A 17,627-nucleotide genomic window follows, 5' to 3' on the forward strand; every position below is an offset into this window, starting at 1 on the left:
CGGGCAGTTCTCCCCCCGGCGGCGCCGGCCCTCCGCCGGCGCCCGCCCCAGATTCCTGCAATGGCAGGGCACGAGGTACAGATTCGATGATCCAACTTGATGCCGTACAGACGATCGCCTTCGGCGGCCTGACCCTGTTCGCCGGCTATGCGCTGTGCCGCGCGATCCCGGTGCTGCGCCGCTACAACCTGCCCGAACCGGTCGTCGGCGGCCTGCTGGTGGCATTGCTGGTGTGGGCCGCGCATGCGCGCGACACCACCCTGTTCGAGCTGGACACCAGCCTGAAGGTACCGTTGATGGTGGCCTTCTTCACCACGCTGGGCATCAACGCCAGCCTGCGCCTGCTGCGCGTCAGCGGCCGCCAGGTGATGATCTTCCTGCTGCTGGCCAGCATCTTCGCGGTGGTGCAGAACCTGGTCGGCATCGGCGTGGCGTGGATGTTCGACCTGCACCCGATGTTCGGCGTGCTCGCCGGCTCGGCCACGCTCACCGGCGGCCCGGCCACCGGCATGGCCTTCGCGCCGCTGTTCGAGAAGGCCGGCCTGCAGGGCGCCGAGACCCTGGCGATCACCGCGGCGATGGCCGGCATCATCTGCGGCGGCGTGGTCGGCGGACCGGCCATCACCGTGCTGATGCGGCGCTTCGGCATCCGCGGCCCGGCCAGCAGCGCCGCGGGCGCGGACGGCGGCGAGGCCGACGAGAGCGTGCACGTGCACTTCCCCAACGAATCGGCGCGCGAGTTCGACGCGCTCAAGAGCATCGTCATGCTGCTGATGGCGATGTGGCTGGGCGCGTGGGTCAGCCGCGGCTTCGAGGGCATCGGCCTGACCCTGCCCTCCTACATCGGCGCGATGCTGGTGGGCGCGGTGATCCGCAACATCGACGACTACACCGGGCTGATCAGGCTGTCGGTGCCGACCACCGACCTGATCGGCAACATCTGCCTGGCGCTGTTCCTGGCGGTGGCGCTGATGGACCTGAAACTGTGGGAACTGGCCGGCATGGGCCTGCCGCTGGTGGTCAACCTGGTGATCCAGGTGTCGCTGGTGGCACTGTTCGCGGTGCCGATCTACTACGTGATGGGCCGCGACTACGACGCGGCGGTGATGGGCGGCGGCTTCATCGGCTTCATGCTCGGCACCACCGCCAACGCCATGGCGGTGATGCGCCGCCTGGTGCAGCGCTACGGCGTGGCGCCGCGCGCCTTCCTGGTGGCGCCGCTGGTGGGCGCGTTCTTCATCGACTTCGTCAACGCGCTGATCATCACCGGCTTCCTCAACTTCTGGCCGCACTGACGCGGCCCGGGCCGATCGACGAAGGACATGCGCAGGGCCGCCGTCATGGCGGCCCTGCCGTTTCAGGAAGCTGGATTCCCGCGGGCTTCCTTCGCGGAAAGGTGCCGGCCGGACAGACACGGCTGCCTGGAACCTTGCGACGCCGGGTTGCTCCGGCGCGTCGCCCTTGCCCTGCCCGCTTCGCGCCTCGGCTTCCGTTGGCGCGGGAGCGCCGAGGGGCGACGAACCGATGGCTTACGACCCCCCGCCCCGAAGAGCGGGAGGGTCCTGACACATCACTGCGCGGCCGCACCGGCCCCGGGCCGGCGCGGATCGGCCGCGCCCTGCACGCCGTCGTCGCCGACCAGCAGGGTCTGGGTGCTGCCGATGGTCTCGTCGCTTTCGATGCGATGGCCCATGCCGCGCAGCAGGCGCAGCGTATCGGGGCTGAAACCCGGCTCGATCTGCAGCATGCCGCTGCCCATGTCCTGGTGGATGCGCGGCCGGTGGGCGGCCTCGGCCGGGTTCATGCCGAAATCGACCACATCCACGATCGTCTGCATCACCGTACCGGGAATGGTATTGCCGCCCGGACTGCCAGTGACCAGCCACACCTTGCCGTCGCGCAGCACCAGGGTCGGCGACATGCTCGATACCGGCCGGCGCCCGGGCTGCAGCGCGTTGGCGACCACGCGTCCGGGTTCCTTGCGCGCGGCCAGCTGGGCGCGCAGCGAGAAGTTGCCGATCAGGTTGCCGAGCAGGAAGCCGGTGCCTTCGGCCATCACCCCGGCACCGAAGTCCGAGCCCAGGGTGAAGGTGTTGCTGACCGCGTTGCCGTCAGCGTCGATCACCGAGAAATGCGTGGTCTGCGGGCTTTCGTAGGGCGTGGGATCGCCCGCCGTCAGCGTGGTGGCATCGAGCGCGCGGTCGGGCGAGAACAGCTTCCAGCGCGTATCGGCGTACGCCTTGGACACCAGCCCGCGCACCGGTGCGGCGACGAAGGCCGGGTCGCCGGCGTGGCGCGCGCGGTCGGCCCAGGCCAGCTTGATCGCCTCGGCCATGGCGTGCAGCGCCGCCGCCGAGCCGGCGCCCTGCGCGGCCAGGTCCTCGTGCTCGAGCAGGTTGAGCATCTCCAGCACGCTGGCGCCGCCGCCGCTGGACGGCGGCATGGTCACCACCTCGCGGCCGCGGTAGGTGGTGCGCAGGGGCTCGCGTTCGATGGCGCGGTAGTTGGCCAGATCCTCGCTGGCGATCAGGCCGCCGTGCCGCTGCATGGCCGCCACCAGCCGCTGCGCGATCGGACCGCGGTAGAACGCATCCGCGCCGTCGCGCGCGATCAGCCGCAGCGACCACGCCAGGTCGGCCTGGCGCAGGCGCTCGCCTTCGCGCAGCGCGCTGCCGTCGGCGTGCAGGAACACGCCGGCGCCGGCCGGGCTGCGCGCCAGGCGCTGGCGGCCCCAGTCCAGGGCGAAGGCCTCGTCGCGGCTGAGCACCACGCCCTTGTCGGCCAGTTCGATCGCCGGCTGCAGCAACCGCGCCCACGGCAGGCGCCCGTGCTGGCGATGCGCCAGCGCCAGCCCGGCCACGGTGCCGGGCACGCCGGCGGCCTTCCAGCCGGCGGTCTCGCCGTCGATGCGGCCGTCGGCGCCGATGAAGCGCTCCAGCGTGGCCGCCGCCGGCGCCATCGAGCGGTAGTCGATGGCCACGCTGCGGTTCTCGCCGGCCAGGTGCAGCAGCATGTAGCCGTCGCCGCCGATGTTGCCCGCGCGCGGCAGCAGCACCGCCAGCGCGAAGGCCGTGGCCACCGCCGCATCCACCGCGTTGCCGCCGTCGCGCAGTACCTGCGCGCCGATCTCGCTGGCGCGCTGGTTCTGGCTGACGACCATGCCGCGGTCGCCATGGTCGGGCTTCTGGATCGCCTGGTAGTTGAGCAGCTCGCGCGCGCCGGCCGGCGGCGCCAGCGCCAGCAGCGCGCACAGCAGCAGCGCCATGCCACGGCCCGGGAGGGAAACGAGGGTTCGCAGGGTCATGCCTATCTCCGGTTTGCGGTTCGCGGGCGCAATGCCGGCCGTCGTCCGCCCGCGGCGGTGCCGATGGCGGCGGTCGCACTGGCCCATCCGGAAGCATGGCCGGCGGTGGCGCGACTGTCGCCCACATTTCATGGCCCACGGTATAGCTCGCGCGCATGGAAGCGCCGGCCGGCCGCGGCGCACCGCAGGGGACGAGCGCGGCATTCCATAGCTGCCGGTTAACACCTGCACCGCGATTGTGACTCCTGCTCCGGCATGGCCGGCGGTAATCTGCCGGCCATGCAGAAGCCCGCCCGTTCCACGTCCTCCCCCACGGCCAGCGCGCCCGCCGTTCCGGCGCGCTGGCGCCGGGCTGCCGGCACCCTGCTGCTGTGCCTGTCGCTCGCCGTCGCCGGCTGCGGAACCGCGCCGGACGCACGCGCGCCGGCAACAGCCGCCGCTCCCACCCGGAGCTCGCCGGCCATCGTCGTCGCCGCGCATCCGCTGGCCGCGCGCGCCGGCGCCGAGGTGCTCGAACGCGGCGGCAGCGCGATGGACGCGGCCATGGCCGTGCAGCTGATGCTCGGGCTGGTGGAACCGCAGAGCTCGGGCATCGGCGGCGGCACGGTGCTGCTGGCCTACGACGCCCGCAGCGGCGAGGTCAGCGGCTACATCGGCCGCGAGCAGGCGCCGGCGTCCGCCGGTCCGGGCTGGTTCGACGATGCCGACGGCCAGCCGCTGCCGCGCGCCGAGGCCATGCTTTCCGGCCGCGCCACCGGCGTGCCGGGCACCGTCGCCACCTTTGCCCTGGCGCTGCGCGAACACGGCCGGCTGCCGTGGGCGCAGCTGTTCGACGGCACCATCGCCACCGCCGAGCGCGGCTTCGCCATCACCCCGCGGCTGGAACGGCACATCCACGGCCAGTTCCCGCAGGCGGCGGCCGCCGACGTGCGCCGCTTCTTCGACGACGGCCACGGCGGCCTGCTGCACGCCGGCGACACGCTGCGCAATCCCGCCTACGCGGCCACGCTGCGCACGCTGGCCGCCGGCGGCGCCGAGGCGTTCTACCGCGGCGCGCTGGCGCGGGCCATCGTCGCCCGCACCGCCGAGGCGCCGCGGCCCGGGACGATGACGCTCGACGACCTGGCCGGCTACCGCGCCGAGAAGGTGGCGCCGCTGTGCCGGCCCCTGCGCGGCTACCGGCTGTGCTCGCTGCCGCCGCCGGCCAGCGGCGTGGGCGTACTGCAGCTGATGGCGCTGCTGGACGGCACCGACATCGACCGCCGCGACGCCGCCGATCCGCAGGCGTGGCTGCTGTTCGCCGAGGCCAGCCGGCTGATGTACGCCGACCGCGACCATTACGTCGGCGACCCACGTTTCGTCGATGTCCCGGTCGATGGCCTGCTGGCGCCCGCTTACGTGGACGCGCGCCGCGCCCTGATCGGTGCGCGCGCCGCCGCGCGGCCGCCGCGGCCCGGCGTGCCCGCCGGCGCACCGGCCATCGCCGCCGACGCCACCGACGAACCGGGCGGCACCAGCCATTTCGTGGTGGTGGACAACGACGGCAATGCCGTCTCGGTGACCACCACCGTCGAATCGTTCTTCGGCTCGGGACGCATGGTCGGCGGCTTCTTCCTCAACAACCAGCTCACCGATTTCGCCTGGGACCGCAAGGACGGACGCCCCGGCATGGCCAACGCCATCGCCGGCGGCAAGCGCCCGCGCTCGTCGATGTCGCCGCTGCTGATGCTCGACGGCGACGGCCGCCTGGCCGGCGCGCTGGGCTCGCCCGGCGGCTCGGCCATTCCCGCCTACATCGGCAAGACCCTGACCGGGCTGTTCTACTGGCATCTGCCATTGGAGCAGGCGGTGGCGCTGCCCAATCTGGTCGCGCGCGGCAGCCGGTTCGACGGCGAGGCCGAGCGTTTCCCCGCGCCGCTGCGGGCGGCGCTGCACGAGCGCGGCGTGGACATCCGCGCCGGTGCCGGCGAGGATTCCGGCCTGCATGGCGTGTTCCTGCGCGACGGGCGCTGGGAATGGGCCGCCGACCCGCGCCGCGACGGTACCGCCGCCTTCCCCGCCTACCGGACCCCCGATGCTTCCCGTTGAGCCCCACGGCGAACCCGCCAGCGCCGATCTCGTCGTGCTCGGCGCCGGCGTGGTCGGCCTCGCCACCGCTTACGCCGCCGCGCGCCGCGGCCTGTCCGTGCTGCTGCTGGACCGCGCCGACGGCCCCGTGCAGGGCACTTCGTTCGCCAACGGCGCGCAGCTGAGCTACGCCTATACCGACGCCATGGCCGGCCCTTCCACCTGGAAGCAGCTGCCGGCGATGCTGCTCGGCCGCAACGGCCCGTTCCGCACGCGCTGGTCGGCCGATCCGGATTTCTGGCGCTGGGGCCTGGCCTTCCTGCGCCAGGCCGGCGCCGCGCGGCTGCGTACCAATACGCTGGCCACCCTGGAACTGGCGCTGGAATCGCGCACCGCGCTGCACGCGCTGCTGCAGCGCCACCCCATCGCCTTCGACCACGCGGTGTCGGGCAAGCTGCACGTCTACCACGATGCCGCCGCCCTGCAGGGCGCGGCCGCGATGATGGCGCTCAAGCAGCCGTTCGGCGTCGAACAACGCCTGCTCGACGCAGGCCAAGCCATCGCCGCCGAGCCGGCGCTTGCGGCCATGCCCGGCATCGCCGGCGCGGTGCATTCGCCGCAGGAGGAAGCCGGCGATCCGTTCCTGTTCGGCACCGGCCTGCTGCAGGTGCTGCAGCGGCACTACGGCGCGCAGGCGCGCTTTGGTTTCGACGTCCGGCACGTGGTGCGGCAGGGCGACGGCTGGCGCCTGCAGCCGCGCGCCGGCGCGGCGGTGCAGGCGCGGCGGCTGGTGGTGTGCAGCGGCATCGACGGCGCCGCATTGCTGCGTCCGCTGGGCGTGCGCGTGCCGCTGATGGCGATCAAGGGCTATTCGTTCACCGCGCCCTGCGGCGCGCGCGCCCCCACGACCAGCATCACCGACACCTCGCGCAAGCTGGTGTTCTGCCGCCTCGGCGCACGCATGCGCGTGGCCGGCCTGGCCGACCTCAACCACTGGGATCCGCACCCGGACCCGGAGCGCATGGCGCAGCTGGTGGCGATGGCGCGCGCCTCGATGCCCGACGCGGTGGACTACGACAACATCGAAAGCCGCTGGGCCGGCCTGCGCCCGGTCACGCCCTGGTCCTCGCCCGAGATCCGCACCGTCGGCGACGGCCTGGTGTGCAACCTCGGCCACGGCATGCTCGGCTGGACGCTGGCGATGGGCAGCGGCGAACGCGCGGTCGCCCTGGCGATGGCGCGGTGACGCGCGCGCCGCGGCCGGTCGCCGGCGACGCCCGCATCGACTAGGATCGAGCCATGCGTCTGCGCCAGATTGAAGTCTTCCACGCGGTCTACACCACCGGCTCGATCAGCGCCGCGGCCCGTTCGCTGCATGTCTCGCAACCGTCGGTCAGCAAGGTGCTGCACCACACGCAGTACCAGCTCGGCTTCGAGCTGTTCAAGCTGGTGCGCGGGCGGCTGGTCGCCACCGACGAGGCGCACGCGCTGTTCGTCGAGGTCAAGGACATCTACGACCGCCTGCTGTCGCTGCAGAAGACGGTGGGCAACATCCGCGACATCGGCGGCGGCCACATCCGCCTGGCGGTGGTGCCCTCGCTCGGCCAGCACGTGGTGCCGGCGGCGATCACCGCCTACCGGCGCCAGCACCCGGAAGTCACCTTCGACGTGCAGACCCTGCACCACGGCGACCTGTTCCAGGCGTTGTACGAGCGCGAATGCGACATCGCCATCGCCTACAACCCGCCGCAGCACCCGCGCATGCAGCGCCGCGTGCTCGGGCAGGGCCAGCTGATGCTGCTGTTCGACACCGCGCAATGGCCCGACCCGCCGGAGGCGATCCCGCTGCGCTGGCTGCAGGACCGCGACATGGTCGGCCTGGCCAGCAGCGGCCCCATCGGCGACCTGTTCACCGGCGAACTCAAGCGCCAGGGCGTGAGCATGCGCGAGGTCGTGTCCAACCAGACCTATTCGCTGGCCGCCGCGCTCACCCGCTGCGGCGCCGGCATGAGCGTGCTGGACGAGTTCACCGCCTGCGCCAATGTCGGCGGCACCCTGCTCGCGCGCCCGCTGGAACCGGAGATCGGTTTCCGCATCGAATGCGTGTTCCTGGAGGATCGGCCGCCCTCCAAGGCCGCCACCGAATTCATCCGCCAGTTCCAGCGCAGCCTGGCCGAAGCGCGCGGCACCCCAGCCCCGTAGGAGCGGCTCGACGTGGCCTCGGGCCATCAGCCGCGATGGGGCTCTACCAATGAAGGCGCCGATTTCCTTCCAGGTTTGAAAGACCACGAACCGTAGTCCATGCGGTCCATGCCGCATGCAGGAAGCCCCATCGCGGCTGATGGCCCGAGGCCACGTCGAGCCGCTCCTACGATGGCCTGCTGGGGAATTTCGGGTTCAGCGCGCCCCAGATGCTGTACTGGTCGGCCAGGATCACGCCGGTCCAGGCCTCGATCTCGGCCTGGGTGATCTGCCCGTCGCCCTGGCGGCCGAACAGCACCACCTCGTCGCCGGCCTGCACGCCGGGGATGTCGGTCACGTCCACCATAGTGGTGTTCATGGTGACGTTGCCGACCACCGGCGCGCGGCGGCCGCGGACCAGCACGCTGCCCTTGTTGGAATAGGCGCGGCGGTAGCCGTCGGAATAGCCGACCGGGAGATTGGCCAGCAGCGAGTCGCGGCGCAGGGTGAAGGTGCTGTCGTAGCTCACCGTGTCGCCGGCCGGGAACGCCTGCACCGCCGCGACCTTCGTCTTGAACGCGGCCACGTGCGCGAACGGCGGCTTGGGCGTGCCGCCGTAGCCGTACAGCGCGCCGCCCGGGCGCACCATGTCCAGGCGCGATTCGGGAACGTGCTGCAGGGCGAACGAATTGGCCGCGTGCAGCTGCACGTCGCCGCGCCGCAGCGCGGTGTGGGCGAACAGCCAGTCGGCCTGCTGCTGGAAGGTGCGCACGCCGGCCAGCACCCCGGCCGGGTCTTCGCCCGGGAAATGGGTCATCAGCCCGACCACGCGCAGGCCGCCGGTACCGGCCAGCGCCACCGCATCGCGCCGTCCCTGCTCCGTGGCCAGCTCCAGTCCGTTGCGGCCCATGCCGGCCGAGTTCAGCGCCAGGTGCACCGGCAGCGGCCGGCCGCGCCTGCCGGCAAGCGCCGCCATCGCCTGCGCCATGGCCAGATTGCCGGTCAGCTCCTCGATCCGGTACGGCAGCGCGGCCTCGATTTCGTCCAGCGTCGCCGCGCGCACGCGCAGCACGCGCCCCTTGTAGCCGCAGGCCCGCACCATGCGCGCCTCCTCGGTGCTGGCGATGCCGACGCAGGGAACGCCCGCGGCGATCACGCGCGGGATCACCAGGTCCAGGCCGGTGCCGTAGGCGTCGGCCTTCATCACCGCGCACAGCTGCGCCGGGCCCGCCAGCGCGCGCACCCGCCGCAGGTTGGCGTCGAACACGTCCAGGTCGATCTCGAGCCAGGCATTGGGCGCGGCCATGCGCTTCTTGCCGGGCCGGCCCAGCAGCGGCGCGCAGTGCGCGTCGAGCGAGGCAGCCAGCGCCGTTGCCATCGCCGCGGCGATGAAGCCGCGGCGGCCGGGAGATGCGATGCCCGTATCCGTCATGGTGCGTCCCGATGCCGCCGGTCGCCCGGCGGCGTTGCTGGCAGGATCAATCGAAGCGGTACTCGACCTGCAGGTTGAACGAGCGCCCGCGCGGATCGGCCACGCGCGGCTCCCAGGTGGCGCCGGAGGCGAAGTCGACCTGGTGCGCGGTGAACGGCGGATCGGTATTGAGCAGGTTGCGCACCGCCAGGGTGAAGCGCGTGTTCTCCAGGCCGGTCCAGGTCAGGCTGTAGTTGTAGGTGATGTAGTCGTCCACGTCCGGGTTCCAGTTGGCCGGCGTGTAGAAGCCGCCCTCCACGCTCACCGGTTCCTCGTCCTTGTAGCCGGAACGGTAGACCTGGGTCAGCAGGTGCGCCCAGTCGCCGCGGGCCCAGCCCAAACTCAGCGTGTGCTTCCACTTCAGCGGCAGGTTGTAGAAGCGCACATATTCGCCGACCTTGTTCTCGCCGTAGGGCTCGTTGGCCAGCGACTTTTCCTTGAACGTGTCGATGTAGCTGCCGTTGAGGTTGACCTGCCAGCGGCCGCCGGCCAGCTCGCCGCTCAGGTTCGCGTCCAGTTCCACGCCGCGGGTCAGGGTGCCGCCGGAATTGATGTAGCGCTGGTCGATCGCGGTGACCTTGCCGCTGCTGTCGCGGATCCAGTTGTCCGGGAACAGCGCGTAGTTGGCGGTCAGCGTCGCCAGGTTGGGCACGCGGATGGTGTTGGTGCGCTCGATCTCCCACCAGTCCAGGCTCAGGTTGAAGGTATCCGTCGGCGAGAACACGAAGCCGATGCTCTTCTGCTCGGACTCCTCCGGCTGCAGGTCGGTCTTGCCGCCGGTGATGATCACCGGCTGGATCAGGTCGCAGCCCGGTATCGACGAATTGACCGAGCCGCCGGGGCAGCTGGCCGGGTCGACCAGGTCGCGGCCGAAGTAGTCCACGCGGTTGACGCCGGCGAACAGCTTGGTGAACTCGGGCACCTTGAAGCCGGTGCTGTAGGCGCCGCGGAACGCCAGCGACTCGATCGGCTGCCACTTGAACGAGTACTTCGGGTTGGTGGTGCCGCCGAAGGTGTCGTAGCGGTCGTGGCGCACCGCCACGGTCACGTCCAGGGTGTCAACGATCGGCAGGTACATCTCCGCGTACACCGCCTTGACGTCGCGGCGCACCTTGGGCAGTTCGCTGGTCTCGTCGAACGGCGCCTGGTAGATGGTGTTGTAGTTCAGCGGCAGGCCGTCGAGCACCTGCACGCCGCCGAACTCGAACTCCTCGCGCCGCCCCTCCACGCCGGTGGCCAGCTGCGCCTCGCTGCCCCACAGGCTGAAGCCGAGCCCGCCGCTGAAACTGGCGTCCACCGTGGTGACGGTGGACTTGCCGCCGTACAGGTGCACGCCGCTGGCCGAGGCGGCCTGCAGCGCGGCCATGCCCTGCGCGCCCTGCTGCTGGCCCGGCATCAGGAACGGATTGAGTAGGCCGCTGCCGAGCGCGTCCCTCAGCCCGCTGGAGAAGTAGTAGCCGCCGCGCAGGACCGATTCGGCCTCGTTGGAGGCGCGCGACACGCCCACGTCGTAGTCCCAGCTGCCGATGCTGCCCTCGATGCCGGCCAGCATGCGGTAGGACTTCGTGGTGGTGTCGATCTGGCGCGGGCCGCAGGCCATGCAGCGCCAGCGGTAGGGGATCGGGTTGCCGTAGGTCAGGTTGGCCGTGCCGAAGTAGGCGGCCAGCGCGTTGTAGACCTGGTCGTAGGTCTGCTTGGTGTAGTCGTTCAGCGGATACCAGGTGCTCGGGCTCATCACCGAGGTGGCCGAGGCGCTGGAGGTGAGCTGCAGCGGCTCGTACTCGCGCTGCGATTCCACCCGCGAGCCCATCGCCTCGGCGTAGAAGCGGTGGTTGTCGCCGATGCGGAAGGTGGCGCGGCCGAGGAACTGCAAGCTGTCCTGCGGCTGCTGCAGCGCCTGCGCGGCCGGGTAGTCCCAGGCGCAGGCGTACTTGGAGCTGCCGCTGTCCCACAGCCGGTAGTCGTACGGGCCCATCGCCGGGCCGCCGTTCTCGCAGCCGGCGCCGCCCGGCAGGTTGAGGATGTTGACGTAGTTCTGCTTGCTGCCGCCGTCCGGGTCGATCAGCGAGCCGTTGATGATGCCGCCGGTGGCGTTGGTCACGGTGGCGAACGGCGTGCCGCGCGTGTCCGGCGACACGCCGCGGTCGGGCTGGAAGCTGTTGGCGAAATCGCGCTGGTAGCCGCGCAGGAACTCGCTGCGCCGCCAGTTGACCGTGCCCCACACGTTCCAGCGGTCGGTGTCCAGGTCGCCGACGCCGCCGAGCAGGCTGTAGTTGTAGATGTTGCCGCCGCCGTCCTGGGTGACGTCGAAGCCGGCATTGACGGCGATGCCCCGGTAGTCGGTGCGGGTGATGAAGTTGATCACGCCGCCGATGGCGTCGGTACCGTACATGGCCGAGGCGCCGTCGCGCAGCACCTCGACCCGGTCGATCGCCGCGAACGGAATGGAGTTCAGGTCCACCGCCTGGCCGCGCAGGCCGTGGGTGGCGACACGGCGGCCGTTGAGCAGCACCAGGGTGGCGTCGCTGCCCTGCCCGCGCAGGTTGGCGCCGGACACGCCGGCGGTGCCGCGCAGCTCGCCCAGGTCCATGTCCACCGAGGCCGACACCATGCCGTCGGCGCCGTTGCCGGCGATGTTGAGGAAGGACAGCAGCTGCTCGGCCGAGGTGATGCCCTGCGCCTCGATCTCGGCCTTCTGCACGATGGTGACCGGCAGCGCGGCCTCCACGTCCACGCGTTTGATGCGCGAGCCGGTGACGTTGACCTTGTCCAGGGTGGTGGCCGCGGGCGCGGCGTCCTGCGCGGCGGCCGGCGCGGCCAGGGCCGCCAGCAACGCGGCGCAGAGGAAGTTCAATCGGGGGTCGGGCTGGCTACGCATGATGTCTCCAGGGGATGGGGGGACGGACGACCAAGCAGTACGGCGGTGGAACGGAGGCGGCGCGGTCAGCGCGGCGCAGGCGGGACTTCGTCGAGGAACAGCGCGCCGATCGCGCGCGCGGTGTCGTAGGGCGTGGGATCGTTGCGGTTGCTCAGCAGCACCACGGTCAGGTGCTGCTCCGGCCAGCGCACCAGGCTGTTGCGGAAACCGATGCTCTCGCCGTTGTGCCATTGCCGGCCCTCGGCGACGCGCCAGCCGAAGCCGTACCAGGTCGCTTCCGGCGCGGTCGCGACCTGCACCTGGCGGCCCAGCGCCAGCGCGCGCGTGGCCGCGTCGAACAGGCGGCCGTCGTACCAGGCGGCGTCCCAGCGGGCCAGATCGTCGATGTTGGAATAGATGCCGCCGTCGCCGAGCACGGCGCTGTAGATGTTCTGGTCGGTGCGCTCCCAGCCCTGCGCGGCCTGGCTGTAGCCCCAGGCGCGGTGCGGCACGTCCGGGCCGCCGGCGACGTAGGCCAGGCTGTCGCGCATGCCCAGCGGCGCGAAGATGCGGGTGCGCAGGAACGCCGGGAAATCCATGCCCGAGGCGCGCTCGACCACCAATGCCAGCAGCGCATAGCCGCTGTTGCTGTAGCGGTAGGTGCCGGGCGGGAAATACAGCCGGTCCTGGCGTTCCAGCAGCGCCAGCACGCCGGCATCGCGGATCTGCCCCTGCCAGGAAGCGCCCATCAGGTCTTCGTAGTCGAGCACGCCGGAGGTGTGCGCGAGCAGGTGGCGCAGGGTGATGGCATCGGCCGCGGGCGGCAGCGAGGGCAGCCAGCGCTTGACCGGATCGTCGATGGACAGCGCGCCGTCCTGCGCCAGCAGCAGCACCGCGGCGGCGGTGAACTGCTTGCTCACCGAGGCCAGCCGGTAGTTGGTGTCGGCGCCGGCGGCGATGCCGTTCTCCAGATCGGCGCGCCCGTAGCCGCGCCGCACCAGCGCCCTGCCGTCCTTCAGCACCAGCAGCGAAGCGCCGGGAACGTCGCCGTCGTAGGGCCGCATCAGGGCATCGAGCGCGGCCTGCCGGGCGGCCTCGTCGGCCGCAGTCGCCGCCGGCGCCGGCATCGCCAGCGACAGGAGCAGCAACGCCGTTGGCCAGGCCACAGCAATCGACCGCAGGCAGAACCGGTTGCGCATGCGTCCCCCGCATGGAAGAAGACAGGAGTGATGGAAAGCCGCCGCCGACGGGCCGGCGACCGGAATCCCGGCAAGCCTGCCCCCGCACTCCCTGCGCCTGTACCGGACTCCCCGATCCGGTCTCCCCTTCGCACCGCCCGTCGCGCCTTCACCTTGGCGCTTTCACCCCGGCAGCGTCAACGACATCGACACGACCTGCGGACCGGCGCCCGCCACGCCCGCGGGGCGCGCCGCACACCCACGCGCCGCCTGTCCGGGCACGCCCCGGACCCGGCGAAAACGCCCATCGAATCCAAGGCTTGGCGAGGGCGCGGACAGCGTGCGCGGCCCTGCCCGCCGGCGACGCCCGCACACGCGCCCGGGCACCATCCATAGCCTGCGGTTGTGGATCACCCAATCAATGCGAGGGGTTGGCCGTTGCATCCGAAACCAAAGCCCCGTACGCCCACCGGCTAGTCGTGATCTCTCAGCAGGTTTTCATCCGGGGGAGTCCCGGAAGACTGGACGCCAGCCTCGGCTGCAACCCTCCCCTCTCACGCATGCCACTGCACAACGCGCCGGGTTTACACGGCTAGTCGTCGATGCGGTCCATGCGGATGCGGTTGGCGAACAGCGAGAACGCCAGCGTGCCGGCCAGCCGGTTGGCGCGCTGCAGCCATGGCGGCAGCCAGCGCGGCGGCGCCAGCGCCCCGCTCTCGAACAGCGGCGCCAGCGCCTGCGCATCGTCCAGCGTCATCTTGCCGGCGAATAGCCAGTGGCAGTACCGCAGCTTCTCGTCGCGCAGCATCTGCCGGAAGAAGGTATGCACCGACACCAGCCCGCGCAGGTACACGGTGTCCTTGGTGAAGGCGCCGCCGCCGCAGGCCGGCACCCCGCGGAACACGCGCTGGGCCGAGGCGAAGCTCTCCTCGGCGGTCTGTCCCGCGTCGCGGAAGTAGCCGAACACCTCGACGAAATCGGCGCCGTCGCGCGCCATCGCGATCGCCTCGATGCGCAGGCTGATGCGCTTGAGCCGCTGGATGTCGATGCTGCCGGTGATCTGCTCGGCGAACGTCGCCAGTCCCTCCTGGGTGGCGGTGATGCGCGGCGAGGACAGCGCCAGGCTCGGTAGCACCGCCTGCCGGCGCCCGTTGAGCGCGGTCAGTGAATGCACCAGCGCCTCGTGGTGGAACAGCTGCGCGCGGTCGTAGACGCTGAAGCAGGCGCCGCTGCGCAGGCGGATCTGGGTGGCGCCGGCGGCGGCCTTGGCGATCAGGTCCGGGTCCAGCACCACGGCGATCACGCGCGACTCGAAGAAACCGTCCAGGTCGTTCTGCAGCTGCAGCTGCAGCGCGACGGCCGAGACCGGCACCTGTTCCTCCGGCGCCAGCAGCTCGTGGTCCAGTTCGTTGGCGATCTGGATGAAATGCCGCGCCGCCTCGCGCGCGGTCGGGCCGTGGCCGGGCATTGGCTGTTCCGGCGTGCCGAACAGCTGCGCCGACAGCGCATCCACCTCGCGCGTGCCCAGCGCCTCCAGCAGGCGCGCGGCCAGGTCCCAGCTGGCGGCCGAGTCGCGCAGGTAGCGCCCCAGCGGATGCCCCGGATCGGCCGCCGCGGCGATCGCCTCCAGCTCGCGCCGCGCCTGGCTGAAATCGTGCTTCGGATACGCCACCTGCGGCAGCACCGGATTGCCGCGGGCCACGCTGTCCAGGAACGGCGCCTGCGTCGACGCCGGCCAGCTCGCCAGGGTCAGCAGGCGGATGCCGCGCACCGCCGCCACCAGCCGCGCATCGAGCGCGGCGTGGTGGGCGATGGCCGGATCGGAGGAAATGCCGGTAGCGTTCATGTGCACACCCTGGTCAATCGTGCCCTGACGGATTGTCCGCGACACGGGCGTGCACCTACAGTCGCACGAACCCGCTGGAGCAAGGGATGATCCTGCCGACGTCGCGCCGCGCCCTGCCGCTGCTCCACCTGCTGCTGGCCTGCCTGCCGGCGCTTGCCGGCTGCAATACGGTTCCCTACGCCCGCAGCGGCGAACTGCCCGCCCGCATCGAGGTGCCCGATGGCTCCGCACAGCGCGCCGGATTGAACGCAGCAACCTACGACACCGCCGTGCGCCATGCGAGGCGGCTGTTCTACCGGGACCCCGCCGGCTTCACCCGCCTCGCCCGCGAACGACGCGCCGGCGCGGTCGCCCAGCCCGACGAGGACAGCTTCTACAGCGCGTTGAACCAAGTGCTCGCCACGCTCGGCGATGCCCACAGCCATGCCGTGGCGCCGGGCGAACGCGCCGCCAACGCCGCTGCCCTGCGCAATGGCGGCAGCGATGGCGGCATCGGCTACGGTTTCATGCGGGCGCAGTCCGGAAGGGGCGAATCCGTGCTGGCCGTCCTTCCCGGCAGCGCCGCATCCGCGGCCGGGATATTGCCGGGCTGGCAGCTCCTGGGCATCGACGGGCAACCGCCCTGGATGCACCGCAGGCGCGAGCGGCAACCGGCCCTGTTCCTGTTCAAGGACCGGGAAGGCCGCCAGCACGGGCACCGTCTCGTCCCCGGCCCGCTGCCGCCGGTGCGGATGCGGGAAAGCCGCTACCTGCCGGGCGGCCTGCTGTACCTGCACTGGAAGCTGTTCGACGACGACAGCCTGCAATGGCTGCGCGCCTCGTTCGCCGCCGCGCGCGAGCGGGACGGGCTCGAAGGCATCGTGATCGACCTGCGGGGGAATGCCGGGGGCATCGCCCGGGTCGCGGCCGAGGTCTACGCGATGCTCGATGGCGACGGCGTTTTCGCCTGGCTGGAGACGCGGCGGGGACGGGAAGCCGAAGGCCCGGCTTCGCCATCGTTGCGGTATGGCGACGGCCCGCTGCTGGTACTGGTGGATGCGGCCTCGGCAAGCGCGGCCGAACTGCTCGCCGCCCGCCTGCGGGAAAGCGGACGCGCGATGCTGATCGGCGAAACCACCGCGGGGGCCGTGGTCGCCTCGCGCGGAATCGACCTGCCCGACGGCGGCGAGCTTTCCATCGGCATGCAGGAAATCCGCACCGGCGGCGGGCAGGTGCTGGAGGGCAAGGGCGTCACGCCCGATCTTGCCGCACCCTGGACGCCGGAAGCGGTCAGCGAGGGCCGGGACCCGGCCCTGGACGTGGTCGCGAGGATTGTCGAAGAACTGGCGAAAGCACGCGCGGGCACGGGAGACGCCGAAGACGCCGGCGAAAAGCCGACAGCGGACGACAAGGACATCTGACTCCACGCCGGGTACACACCCGATACCGTCGCCCCGGTCGGCAACCCCATGCTTCCGCCATTCCTGCATTTGCCGGGCATGCCCGGCACCGGCCGGGCGGCGCCTCAACGCCGCTTCGGCTTCCCCGCCGGCCGCCACTGCGCGCCGCGGCCACTGCTCCGCCGCTCGGTGGCCTGCTCGGCCTGGCGCTGCGCCAGCTTGGCCGCGGCGGCGGCCACTTCCTCGCGCAGCTTGAGGTAGTTGAGCAGGCGGCTTTCGTCGATCTGCCCGAGTTCGATGGCCGCGCGCACCGCGCAGCCCGGCTCGTGCTGGTGCGAGCAGTCGCGGAAGCGGCACTGCTCGGTCAGCGCCTCGATGTCGGCGAAACCGCCTTCGGCCAGGGTTTCCTCGCCGGTGGGCTTGAGCTCGCGCATGCCCGGCGTGTCGATCAGGCAGGCGCCGCCGGGCAGCGGCAGCAGCGCGCGGTGCGTGGTGGTGTGGCGGCCGCGCGAGTCGCTGCCGCGCACCTCGCCGGTCTTCATGCGGTCCTCGCCGAGCAGCGTGTTGGTCAGCGTGGACTTGCCGGCGCCGGAGGAGCCGACCAGCACCACGGTGCGGCCCGGCCCCAGCCACGGCGCCAGCGCCGCGACACTGGCCGGGTCCTTGCCGTTGATCGCCAGCAGCGGGATGTCCTGCGCGGCCAGGTCTTCCAGCACCGCCAGCGCGTCGGCGCCGTACTCGGTCTGGTCGGCCTTGGTCAGCACCACCACCGGCGCCGCGCCGCCGCTGCCGGCCAGCATCAGGTAGCGCTCGATCCGGCGCGGGTTGAAGTCCGCGTCCAGCCCGCAGACGATGAACACCGTGTCGATGTTGGCCGCGATCACCTGCTGGTGGTAATGCTCGCCGGCCGCGCCGCGCTTGATCGAGGTGCGCCGCGGCAGGAGCGCGACGATGCGCGCCTCCTCCAGCAGCACCCAGTCGCCGACCGCCGCGCGCTCGTGGCTCGGGAAGCGCGGCCGCTGCCATTCCGGCAGCGACTCGGCCTTGAGCGCGGCGTCGGGCGCGTCGGCCACCACGTAGCCGGAACGGTGCTGCTCGACCACCCGCGCCGGACGCGCCTGCGGGTGCGCGGCGAGGGCGGCCTGCCATGCGGGCGCTTCGGGTGGGCCGGGCCAGGGCCAGCCGATGTGGCCCAGCGCGGTGAAATCGATGGTGTCGGTCATCGGCCAATTCTAAGCGGCGCGGCGTTCGCGGCCGCCTGCCGGGGCCGATTTCCGTTCCGCGCGGAACCATCGCCCCGCAACGCAGCAATTCCGCTACCATGCGGTTTCCCGCCCATGACGG

General features: G+C 71.7%; 11 protein-coding genes. 5 read left to right on the top strand and 6 right to left on the bottom strand.

Annotated features, from left to right (window positions below; translation table 11 throughout):
- Window positions 1-86 precede the first annotated feature (86 nt).
- Window positions 87-1,295, top strand: a complete 1,209-nt coding sequence (gene gltS, locus CQ393_RS07710; protein WP_153190981.1) for a sodium/glutamate symporter — start codon at window positions 87-89, stop codon at window positions 1,293-1,295.
- 275 nt (window positions 1,296-1,570) lie between these two features.
- On the opposite strand, the gene ggt is transcribed toward gltS, so the two are convergent.
- Window positions 1,571-3,304, bottom strand: a complete 1,734-nt coding sequence (gene ggt, locus CQ393_RS07715) for a gamma-glutamyltransferase (protein ID WP_153190982.1) — start codon at window positions 3,302-3,304, stop codon at window positions 1,571-1,573.
- 279 nt (window positions 3,305-3,583) lie between these two features.
- On the opposite strand from ggt, the gene CQ393_RS07720 reads away from it, so the two are divergent.
- Genes CQ393_RS07720 through CQ393_RS07730 form a run of 3 tightly spaced genes read left to right on the top strand, consistent with a single transcriptional unit; the run spans window position 3,584 to window position 7,573 of the window.
- Complete coding sequence (locus CQ393_RS07720) at window positions 3,584-5,392, top strand: gamma-glutamyltransferase family protein (RefSeq protein WP_153190983.1); 1,809 nt, start codon at window positions 3,584-3,586, stop codon at window positions 5,390-5,392.
- Window positions 5,379-6,617 (top strand): FAD-dependent oxidoreductase, encoded by a 1,239-nt coding sequence (locus tag CQ393_RS07725; RefSeq protein ID WP_153190984.1) that lies wholly within the window; start codon window positions 5,379-5,381, stop codon window positions 6,615-6,617. The genes CQ393_RS07720 and CQ393_RS07725 overlap by 14 nt, the downstream gene beginning before the upstream one ends.
- 53 nt (window positions 6,618-6,670) lie before the next feature.
- Entirely contained in the window at window positions 6,671-7,573 is a 903-nt protein-coding gene (locus CQ393_RS07730) for a LysR family transcriptional regulator (RefSeq protein WP_153190985.1), read from the top strand.
- 166 nt (window positions 7,574-7,739) lie between these two features.
- Here CQ393_RS07730 and alr read toward each other — a convergent pair whose 3' ends face one another.
- The 4 genes from alr to CQ393_RS07750 all read right to left on the bottom strand — a co-directional run bounded on the left by alr (window position 7,740) and on the right by CQ393_RS07750 (window position 14,904).
- On the bottom strand, window positions 7,740-8,984 hold the full coding sequence (alr, locus tag CQ393_RS07735; RefSeq protein WP_153190986.1) for an alanine racemase: 1,245 nt from the start codon (window positions 8,982-8,984) through the stop codon (window positions 7,740-7,742).
- A 46-nt stretch (window positions 8,985-9,030) separates the two neighbouring features.
- A complete protein-coding gene (locus CQ393_RS07740) occupies window positions 9,031-11,901 on the bottom strand; it encodes a TonB-dependent receptor (RefSeq protein ID WP_153190987.1) in 2,871 nt (956 codons plus the stop codon).
- 65 nt (window positions 11,902-11,966) lie between these two features.
- Window positions 11,967-13,007: a serine hydrolase domain-containing protein gene (locus CQ393_RS07745; protein ID WP_153191095.1), complete on the bottom strand. Its 1,041-nt coding sequence runs from the start codon at window positions 13,005-13,007 to the stop codon at window positions 11,967-11,969.
- Window positions 13,008-13,650: 643 nt separating this feature from the next.
- Window positions 13,651-14,904: a flavohemoglobin expression-modulating QEGLA motif protein gene (locus CQ393_RS07750; protein WP_153190988.1), complete on the bottom strand. Its 1,254-nt coding sequence runs from the start codon at window positions 14,902-14,904 to the stop codon at window positions 13,651-13,653.
- Between the two features lie 86 nt (window positions 14,905-14,990).
- Between CQ393_RS07750 and CQ393_RS07755 the strand changes: the two genes are divergently transcribed.
- Window positions 14,991-16,304: a S41 family peptidase gene (locus CQ393_RS07755; protein ID WP_153190989.1), complete on the top strand. Its 1,314-nt coding sequence runs from the start codon at window positions 14,991-14,993 to the stop codon at window positions 16,302-16,304.
- 104 nt (window positions 16,305-16,408) lie between these two features.
- On the opposite strand, the gene rsgA is transcribed toward CQ393_RS07755, so the two are convergent.
- On the bottom strand, window positions 16,409-17,506 hold the full coding sequence (gene rsgA / locus CQ393_RS07760; protein WP_153190990.1) for a ribosome small subunit-dependent GTPase A: 1,098 nt from the start codon (window positions 17,504-17,506) through the stop codon (window positions 16,409-16,411).
- Window positions 17,507-17,627 lie beyond the last annotated feature (121 nt).

The sequence above is a fragment of the Stenotrophomonas sp. MYb238 genome (assembly GCF_009496535.1).
GTDB lineage: Bacteria > Pseudomonadota > Gammaproteobacteria > Xanthomonadales > Xanthomonadaceae > Stenotrophomonas.